Below are 8,755 nucleotides of genomic sequence, written 5' to 3'. Positions count from 1 at the left end.
GCGCCTACTGCCAACTCAGGAAGGATGTCGGAGCGCATCGAAGCCCCTGCCATTACCGCTCAGCCAGGCTTCACACCGTAGCGCGCGGAAAGGTACGGAAGGTGCCCGACATCCTGAGAAAGACCATTCCTATGGAACGGGTCATGGACCGCGACAATGTCCAAGTCGGACCTACTCCTCCGCATGGGCAGGCTTGCTTCAGAAAATGGCTGGGCTCCTGACAAGCTTGATATCTTCTACGCCAGGGGTGAGGACTACATCAGAAATTCTGGATTTCACCGTGTCAGCCCATGCTAAGCTCGGTCGCATGAACGTTGCCTTCCGCAAGCCCATGAGCCTGCAGGAGTTCCTCATCTGGGAGGAAGGTCAGGGACAGCGCTTCGAATTTGACGGCTTCCATCCGGTCGCAATGACCGGCGGTACCGAGGCGCATTCGACCCTGCAGGCAAACCTCGCCATCTCCGTCGGTGGACGCCTGCGCGGTAAACCCTGTCGGTTCCATGGCAGCGATCTGAAGGTCGAAGTGGCCGGAAGCATCCGGTACCCGGACGGCTTCGTCTTGTGTTCCTCGCCAGATCCTCGCCGCACCGTGGTCCGGGATCCAGTGGTGATCTTCGAGGTGCTGAGCAACAGCACGGCCAGCATCGACCGCATCACCAAGAACCATGAATACGCCGCCACGCCTTCTATCCAGCGTTACATCATGTTGGAGCAGGATCGCATCGGCGCCACGGTGTTTTCCCGCGCCGGCGATGACTGGGTCGGCCATATCCTGAAGGAGGATGCCGTCCTCCACATGCCGGAGATCGGCATCGACGTTCCGATTGCGGAACTCTATGAGGGGCTCGACTTCAGCCAACCCGCCGACGCTGCCCCTGAGGGGCCCATCGAATAATTCACCGCCAAGCACGATCTAAAGATTTTACATAAATTTCATTATCCGTTATCACAGTCAGGGCTCTTGGCCGCTTCTGCCGACGCCTTGCTCACACACCGGCCTTTGAGGCATCACAGCCTGGCCGCTCGCTGATCAGCCGCATGCCGCCAGCCCCGGAAGCTCGAGAATAGCTAACGTGCGACTGCGGCGGCAGCAGCCGGACCGCAGGTGGCCTGGAACCAGGCCCAGACGGACGAACCCAGGGACCCAACAGCGTCGATGCAGGAGAGCGGGTGATGCTGCAGCCTACTCCGGTGACGTCCATGGTGTTCGCCTCGGCGCTTGTCTCAGCTACCGCTCCCGCTCAGATGAGCAGCCCCGCATGGGTTCGGGAATTGTTCTCTCGCGTGCCATCCCTCAACTGCTCGTTGTACTGCCCACAGGTGCATGGAAGGGCCCCAATCGGCCGTCCCCGGACGACGCCGAGCTGGACTGAAGGAGGCAAGGAGGAAATGGCAGAGGATGGGAGAAGGGGTGGAAATAGATGGCATGCGCGCCCATTTGAGCATATGGTTTGCTCAAATGGAGCCATTGAGATGACATCGGCAGCGATTGCAGACCGCCCGAAGGCGCGCCGTCCTAAGGCACAGGGCACCCATCAGACCTTGCGCGAGCTCCTTGAAGTTAAGGTGTCGACGGGTACCGGAAAAACATGGCGGATCTACACTGGACTTTATCGTGCGGAGCCCCTGAAGCGCATTAGAGCGATCAAATCTGGCCTTCTCGCAGCCGAGGCCAAGGAGATCCTCGCGGACCTTCATCTGTCGCAGACAACGGCGATGAAAGCGCTTGCCCTCTCTCCTGCCACGATGAACCGCAAGGCCAAGGGCGCCGATCGGCTTCCGCCAGCGGAAAGTGAGCGCGTCCTGGGGATGGCCAGGCTGGTTGGCCAAGTGCAGGCCATGGTCGAGGAATCTGGCAATTCAGAGGGCTTCGATGCTGCCGAATGGGTGTCACGTTGGCTCAGTGAACCCCTGCCGGCTCTCGGTGGCGCCAAGCCCCTGGACTTCTTGGACACCATGGAAGGCCAAGCCCTGGTCTCCAGCATGCTAGCCCGCATGCAGAGTGGCACGTACGCGTGACACGGCTAGTCTGGCGGATTGCCACCGATGCGCCGACTTACGAGGCCGACGATCTCTCGGGCATCGGAGCGAAGCTCACCGGAGGCCGCTGGAATGAAGCGGGTATTCCGCTGACCTACGCTGCCGAGAGCCGGGCTCTCGCCTGCCTCGAAACCATCGTGCACCTCAATGAGGGCGGCCTCCCCCTGAATCGTTATCTCGTTGAGATCAGCATTCCGGATGACGTCTGGAAGGCCCGCGAAGAGCATGCCGCCAGCGCCCTACCCGTGGGCTGGGATGCCCGCCCGGCAAGCCGCACAAGCATTGCGTTCGGCAGCGGCTGGCTTCGTAGCCAGCGGTCAGCCATCCTCGTTGTTCCGTCGGTCATTGTACCCGAGGAGACAAACGTGCTCATCAATCCGCAGCATGAGGCGGCGGACCGCATCAAGGCGAAGAAGGTTAGGCTGTGGACGTATGACCCGCGGATGACAAAGGGCACTTAGCTGTGGGGAACAGGGCAGGGCCAGAGCCCCCTTGAGCGCCGCGACGAATCTCGATGATGCATGCGGCGATATTCCTCGCAGTTTCAGAGCCTAACCGACACCGCGGATCCACCCTCGCCCGGTCCCGCTCCTTCGCTGATCTCGCGCGCGGTTGCGTCCGTCGCCCCCGGCCGCTCCGGACCCGTCCACCCGGCGATGATCCGCGCAAGGCGGCGGGCCTGGGCATTGCTATCAATGCCACGGAACCGCCGCCGCAGCTCAACGGCGGCTGACAGCTCACCGCCTTCCTGCAAGGCAGCGCGGATGGCGGCGGCGTCAGTGTCAGAGACCAGGAACATGGTTCCAACCTGCGCTCCGTGCCCCCGCCGGGACAAGGCGTCTCCCGGGTCGGCGTGATGAACTTCGGGTGCCCTCAGCTTTGGCCCGGCGTCCCCCCCTCCCGCCAGAGCGGCAGCTGACACCAGCGCCGGCCCCGCTGCGGCGGCTGATCGACGCAGGCCTGGTAGGCCGCGTCCAGGTCATTGCTCCGGAACACAGCCACCGCCTCGCGGGACATTGGCCCGAACGCGGTCTGCACCGGCATGCGCCACCCGGCGACAAACCCCACCAGCAGCGCCAGCATCGGCACCGCACCGTACAGCACCTTACGCGTCAGACTGAGCTCCTGAGCCGCCCGGCGCATGCCCTCCCGCACCTCGCGCTGCGCCGCCTCCGCCGCCCGCAGCGCGGCCTCCTGGCCGATGCCGCCCATCTCCCGCTGCAGCTGGTCCTGCGCCCGCGCCGAACTGGTCAGCAGCAGCCGCAGCGGCTCCTCCGGCTCCATGCCCATCCGCGCGCAGGCCTGCTCAACCTCGGCCACCAAACTGCTGCTGGTCGGCTGCTGGTCTCCCGCCGGCGATGCTCGGCCTTCCTCCTCCCGCCTCACGGCAGCCAGGCGCCAACCTCCCGCACCTCGTTCTCCAGCGCCGCGTTCCAGCTCTTCACCTGCCAGGCGCGGGTGGGACCAAGCTTCTGATCTTCCCGGCCCGGACAGTCTGCCATGGCCGCGCCGAAACTCAGTCCCAGCTCCCGCATCGTCTCCAGCGGGGCCAGCGAGCGCATATAGACCGGGATCGCCCCGGCCTCGACCCAGGCGACGAAGTCCGGGTTGGCCTGGATGCCCTGGAAGGCGCCGGCCGGGTTCTGGCCGCGCTTCAGCACCCCTTCATTCAGCACCAGCAGCGTCTGCGGCGTGTTGAAGTAGCCTTCGCGCCAGATCGCCTGCGCATGGGCGAAGTCGTCCGCTTCCGGCCCCAGGAAGTACGCGGCCACCGGCAGCACGCCGACATCCTGGCAAAAGGCCAGCAGGTCCAGGTCGCGCACATACTCGGCCAGCGTGCTGTCCTGGCCGCCGCCGAGATCCAGCACCGCCGAGCGCCGCTCGGTCAGCATGCGGTCCAGCACCGAGGTCAGCCAGTCCTTGACCTCCACCACATCGGTGGAGGACGGCACCAAGGCCTCGCCCGGGTAGAGCCGCGACAAGGTCGGGTTGCGGGCCGCATCGGCGATGATCGGATCTCGTCCTTCCCGACGCGCCCGCTGCACCATCCAGTCCAGCCCGGTGGTGCCGCCAGTCCGGCCGCGGCCCAGACGCACCACCAGCCTGGGCTGCGTCTCGGGCACAGGGTCCAGAGCGGGGGTGGAGATCGCCACAGCGGTCTTGCGCGTCACCATTTCATGCTTTCCTTCCACTGCGGTCGAGGGTCTGCCGTCGGAGCCGCGCCAGCCGATCCTGAGCCTTGCTCGGGCTTTCCCCCGAGGCCGGGCCGGCCGGCGTGGCCACCGGCGCCGGCGGTTGGGCAACCGGCTGCGAGACAGGGACTGCCACAACCGCACCGCGCTCGCGCTGGGCCCGCGCCCAGGCCTTGCGCGCGGTTTCCGCCACCCGGCGGCGCGCCTTGCGCCCCTCCGGCCCCGGCGCATCGAAATGCTCCGGGCGCGGCAGCAGCCCCTCCTCGACGAACACCGCCCCAAAGCGCTCCCAGTTCGCGCCGCCGTCCCGGAGGATACGGGCGAACGCCTCCCGATGGCGCAGCAGCCAGTTCGCCAAGGGGGAGCGGCGAGGCCCGTCCGCTCGGGCAGCCTGGATCCGCGCCAGGATGGGATCGGTCACGGCCGACAACTCTGCAACATCTCCCGAATCATACCTACGGTTGTAGATTCTGCCAAGGGACACACGTGGGACAGTTGCGCGTTCGGACTGGCGGACGACGATCAACAGAGCGGTTGTGCAGGCGGGACACAGACGCTACCCAAGCGGGAATAGATCTGAGCAGCAGAATTCCCACAGACCATTGCACCGCCGCTGGCAGTGCTGGGACAGGAGCGGGACGAAAGCGGACATGGACGCGACACGACTGAGCCAGGAACTGGGGGCGCTGCGGGACCAGGTGAGCGCCCTGGAGGCCGGCCAGGACAATCTGGTGCGGGCCATCGGCGAGTTGGCGCCGCTGCTCGGCACTGTCATCGAGGAGCTGCGCCTTCTGTCCCAGGCGGCCTCGGCGGAGGGCCCGGCCAGCGATCTCGGCCCGGAGTTGCGGCGCCTGGCGGAGGCGGTGTACGGCAACACCGCGGCGGTCACCGCGCTGCTGCGGCAGTTGCCGGTCTCTCCTGCCGAGGAGGGTGCAGGCCCGCCGGCATGATGACCTTCCGGGCCGGTGCGCCCGGCGGCGTCGCCCAGGCGGCGGCCTACACCGCGCATCTGCTGGAGCGCACGATCGATCCGGCGCAGCAGGCGCTGGCTGACTACTACGGTCGGGAGAGTTCCTTAGACCCGGAGCGTTCTGAGGGGCTGGGCAGCACCCCCCGCCCCTCGCCGGTGATGGCGCCGGAGATGGCCAGGGCACTGGGGATCGATGCCAGCCGGCCGCTGACCGCCGGGGAGCTCGGCAACATTCTGGGTGGGCTGCGCGCCGACGGCCGGGCCATGCCGGGGCATCAGCGCGAGCAGCGGGTCTACCGCAGTCGGGCCGGTGGCTCTGAGGGTTCCAGCGAGCGCAGCCGCATCGCCTGGATCGACCTGACCTTCTCGGCGCCCAAGAGCGTCTCCGTGGCCTGGATGGCGGCGGCCACGGAGGCGGAGCGGCAATCCATCTACCAGGCGCACAAGGATGCGGTGCGCGAGGCGCTCGGCTATGTCGAGCAGGAGGTCGCCCGCGCCACCTTCGGGCACGGCCGCCGCGGCCAAGCCGAGGAGACGGGGCGGCTTGGCTTTGTCTCGATCGATCACTTCACCAGTCGCCCCACCGTCGAGATCAGCCGCGCCGATCCGACCACGGGCGTGCAGGCCACCGAGATCTACAGCGTGCCGGTGGCCGGCGATCCGCAGCTGCACACCCACACCATCGTGCCGAACCTGGTGCTGACCCAGAGTGGCCGGGCCATGAGCATCGACACCACCCGCATCGCCGGGCGGGTGCATGAGTTCGGCGCGGTCTACCAGGCACTGCTGGGGCGGAACCTGCGCCGCCTGGGCATGGCGGTGGAACTCGACGAGCGCACCCAGGCGCTGCGCCTCGCCGCTATTCCGGAGGAGATCTGCCGGGCCTTCAGCAAGCGCACGGTGAATGGCGAGCGCTCGGCCGAGGAATGGGCCCGGCGCCACGGCTACAGCGCCGAGGCCTGGGCGACGATGCGCCCGGAGCAGCGGGTCGCCATGCTCAAGGCCGCGATCAAGGAAGGCCGCTTTGGCAAGGGCGACGACCTGGCCGACCGCGCCGCCTGGCGAGCGCAGATCGCCGAACTCGGCTGGCAGTATTCCGGCAGCGCCGTGCGGATGGGGCCGCCGGCGCCGGAGCGCAGTCCGCAGCAGCGAGTCGACGACGCCCTCGCCGGGGCGGCGCCGGTGCTGGAGGGGATGCTGGCGCAGCGCGCCGTGGTCACCGGCAGCGATTTGCGCCTGGCGGCGGCGCGTGGCCTGATCGCCGGCGGCATGGAGACGCTGGAGGATCTGTCGCGGGTGACGCGCGCCATGGCCGAGGGTGGCGTGCGGCAGGATGGCCAGCAGACGTCGCTGCTGTTTCGTCCGGGTGCCTCCAGCCGGCCGGAGCGGGTCCGCGTCACCACGGCGCTGCACCGCGACCAGGAGGCGGAGCTGATTGCCCTGGCCCGCACCGCGCAGGCGCAGCCGGATGCACTCCTCTCCCCTGCCCGCCTGGCGCAAGCCGCCGCCGCGCGCGGCACGCCCCTGACCGAGGAGCAGCAACGCGCCGCCGAGGCGCTGGGAGCCGGAACCAAGTTCGGTGTGGTGATCGGCGGCGCCGGGGTCGGCAAGACCACCATCCTGGCGCCGCTGGTGGAGGGCTGGAGCGGCCAGGGGCGCGAGGTCTGGGGCACCGCGCTGGCCTGGCGGCAGGCCAATGCGCTGCAGGAGGCCGGGATCAGCGGCGCGCGCACCCTGGCGCTGGAGCCGCTGCTGGACCGGATGCAGCGGCGGCCCCAGGATTTCGGCCCGTGCTCGGTGGTGGCACTCGACGAGCTGGGCCAGATCGGCACTCGGCAGATGCTGCAGCTGCTGCGGCAGCAGGCCGAGCTCGGCTTCAAGCTGGTGGCGGTGGGCGATGACCGGCAATGCCAGGCGATCGAGGCCGGACCCACCATCGCGCTGCTGCGCCAGGCCCTTGGCTCCGAAGCCATTCCGGAGGTGCTGTCCACCGTGCGGCAGGCGACCGAGCGCGAGCGCGCGATCGTCGGGATGTTCCGCGCTGGTCGGATCGGCGAGGCGCTGGCCGCCAAGCGGGAGGAGGGCCAAGCCGAACTGGTCCAGGGTGGCTACGAGGCCGCGGTGCGGCGGGCCGCGGCGCTCTGGGGCGAGCGCGTGGCGGCCAACCAGCAGGATCCGCGCTACAGCGTCACGGTGTCGGCGCCGACCAACCAGGACGCGCTGGCGGTCAGCCGCGCCATCCGCAAGGTGCGCCGGGCCTCAGGCCAGCTTGGTCCGGACCGGCTGACGATCGAGGCCAGCGATGCCACTGGCGCCCGCTATGCCCTGCCGCTGGCCGAAGGGGACCGCGTGCGGCTGTTCCAGCGCACCAGCCGCGCCGGCGCCGGGCGCGACACCATGATGGGCGAGAACGGCTCCGTCCTCACCGTGCGTGAGGTGCGGCAGGACGGGCTCATTCTGGCCACACGCGAGGGCAAGGAGGGCTTTGTGCCCTGGAAGGGCTTTCGCGACCGGCGCAGCGGGCAGATCCGGCTGAGCTATGGCGATGTGCTGACGATCAACACCGCCCAGGGGATCACCAGCGACGAGCACATCCTGGCCATGCCGGCGGGCAGCCGCGGCGTCACCCTCTACGCCGCCCATGTCGGCGCCAGCCGGCATCGCGTGGCCAGCCACATCGTCGGCAGCCTGGGCGCCGAGGCGCGCGAGGTCGAGAACCGCCGGCCGGTGAACGCCCCGAAGCTCACGGGCCAGGCGGCGCTGGACGCGGCCTGGGCCAATGTGGAGCGAAACTTCGGCCGCGCGCCGGTGAAGGACAGCGCACTGGCCCTGCTGCGCCGGTTCCAGGAATTGTCGCAGAAGGCGCGCGACACCTTTCAGGAGGGCATGCGGCGGCGGCAGACGCGGCAACAGGCGGCACTGCCGGAAACGCGCCTCGCGCAAAGGGCACAGGAGAACCGGCAGGCCGAGGCCCTCGCACCCGTGGTGCAACAGATGAGCCTGAACCTGGAGGTGCAGGGCCGGGCGGCGGAGCGTCTCGGGGCCGCGCCGCGATCGCGGCCCAGGATCAGCCTGGAAGCCCTGACCCTGCGGCTGGTGGCGCCGCAGGTGGCGGAAGGCCGCCTATCCTACAGCGCGGCGCTGGACGAGGTGATGCTCAGCGCGGTGGATGACCGGCGAGTCCGGGTGCAGCGTGACTATGGCTGGAATCCGGTGCACCAGATGCACCTTCCAAAGCCCGGCGGACCGGTGCATGCCGAACCCGACCAGGACACCATCACGCGCAAGCTGGATCAGGCCATTGCCAGCTATGATGCGGGCGGACCAGCGGCGCTGTGGGCGCCGACAGCCATACGAAGCCCTCAGGGTCATCCCGTGCCGGCGAATCAACCCCGGCAGAGCCCAGGTGAGCTTAAAGAAATCAAAGCGCGAGCACCGAAGACGCCCGCTGGCAGGAAAGGTAAAGGAGACGGCGCGGATCCCTCAGCCAAAACACCCCATTCGCGAACTCCGCGTCGACGTCGCTAGGCCGATAGCGGCACCCCCCGCTGGC

The 8,755-nt window shown here is 68.4% G+C and carries 9 protein-coding genes; 5 read left to right on the top strand and 4 right to left on the bottom strand.

Annotated features, from left to right (window positions below; all coding sequences use genetic code 11):
• Positions 1–307: 307 nt before the first annotated feature.
• The 3 genes from D9598_RS20575 (at position 308) to D9598_RS20565 (ending at position 2,501) form a co-directional block, all read left to right on the top strand.
• Positions 308–895 (top strand): Uma2 family endonuclease, encoded by a 588-nt coding sequence (locus tag D9598_RS20575; protein ID WP_198368359.1) that lies wholly within the window; start codon positions 308–310, stop codon positions 893–895.
• A gap of 578 nt (positions 896–1,473) precedes the next feature.
• Positions 1,474–2,019, top strand: coding sequence for an antitoxin Xre/MbcA/ParS toxin-binding domain-containing protein (locus tag D9598_RS20570; RefSeq protein ID WP_198368358.1), 546 nt, complete (start codon positions 1,474–1,476; stop codon positions 2,017–2,019).
• A complete protein-coding gene (locus D9598_RS20565) occupies positions 2,016–2,501 on the top strand; it encodes an RES family NAD+ phosphorylase (protein WP_198368357.1) in 486 nt (161 codons plus the stop codon). The genes D9598_RS20570 and D9598_RS20565 overlap by 4 nt, the downstream gene beginning before the upstream one ends.
• Positions 2,502–2,584: 83 nt before the next feature.
• On the opposite strand, the gene D9598_RS20560 is transcribed toward D9598_RS20565, so the two are convergent.
• The 4 genes from D9598_RS20560 to D9598_RS21530 all read right to left on the bottom strand — a co-directional run bounded on the left by D9598_RS20560 (position 2,585) and on the right by D9598_RS21530 (position 4,653).
• The gene (locus tag D9598_RS20560) at positions 2,585–2,839 is read right to left on the bottom strand and encodes a hypothetical protein (protein WP_198368356.1); all 255 of its coding nucleotides are present in this window, start codon (positions 2,837–2,839) and stop codon (positions 2,585–2,587) included.
• 74 nt (positions 2,840–2,913) lie between these two features.
• On the bottom strand, positions 2,914–3,360 hold the full coding sequence (locus tag D9598_RS20555) for a hypothetical protein (RefSeq protein WP_198368355.1): 447 nt from the start codon (positions 3,358–3,360) through the stop codon (positions 2,914–2,916).
• 62 nt (positions 3,361–3,422) lie between these two features.
• Complete coding sequence (locus D9598_RS20550) at positions 3,423–4,214, bottom strand: hypothetical protein (protein WP_198368354.1); 792 nt, start codon at positions 4,212–4,214, stop codon at positions 3,423–3,425.
• A 1-nt stretch (position 4,215) separates the two neighbouring features.
• On the bottom strand, positions 4,216–4,653 hold the full coding sequence (locus tag D9598_RS21530; protein ID WP_198368353.1) for a hypothetical protein: 438 nt from the start codon (positions 4,651–4,653) through the stop codon (positions 4,216–4,218).
• A 229-nt stretch (positions 4,654–4,882) separates the two neighbouring features.
• Between D9598_RS21530 and D9598_RS20540 the strand changes: the two genes are divergently transcribed.
• The gene (locus D9598_RS20540; protein ID WP_198368352.1) at positions 4,883–5,182 is read left to right on the top strand and encodes a hypothetical protein; all 300 of its coding nucleotides are present in this window, start codon (positions 4,883–4,885) and stop codon (positions 5,180–5,182) included.
• A complete protein-coding gene (gene mobF, locus D9598_RS20535) occupies positions 5,179–8,730 on the top strand; it encodes a MobF family relaxase (RefSeq protein ID WP_198368351.1) in 3,552 nt (1,183 codons plus the stop codon). The genes D9598_RS20540 and mobF overlap by 4 nt, the downstream gene beginning before the upstream one ends.
• Positions 8,731–8,755: the final 25 nt, after the last annotated feature.

The sequence above is a fragment of the Roseomonas sp. KE0001 genome (genome assembly GCF_016107285.1).
Lineage (GTDB): Bacteria > Pseudomonadota > Alphaproteobacteria > Acetobacterales > Acetobacteraceae > Pseudoroseomonas.
Note: the sequence above shows the minus strand (reverse complement) of the source record. Positions and strands in the feature narration are given on the sequence as shown.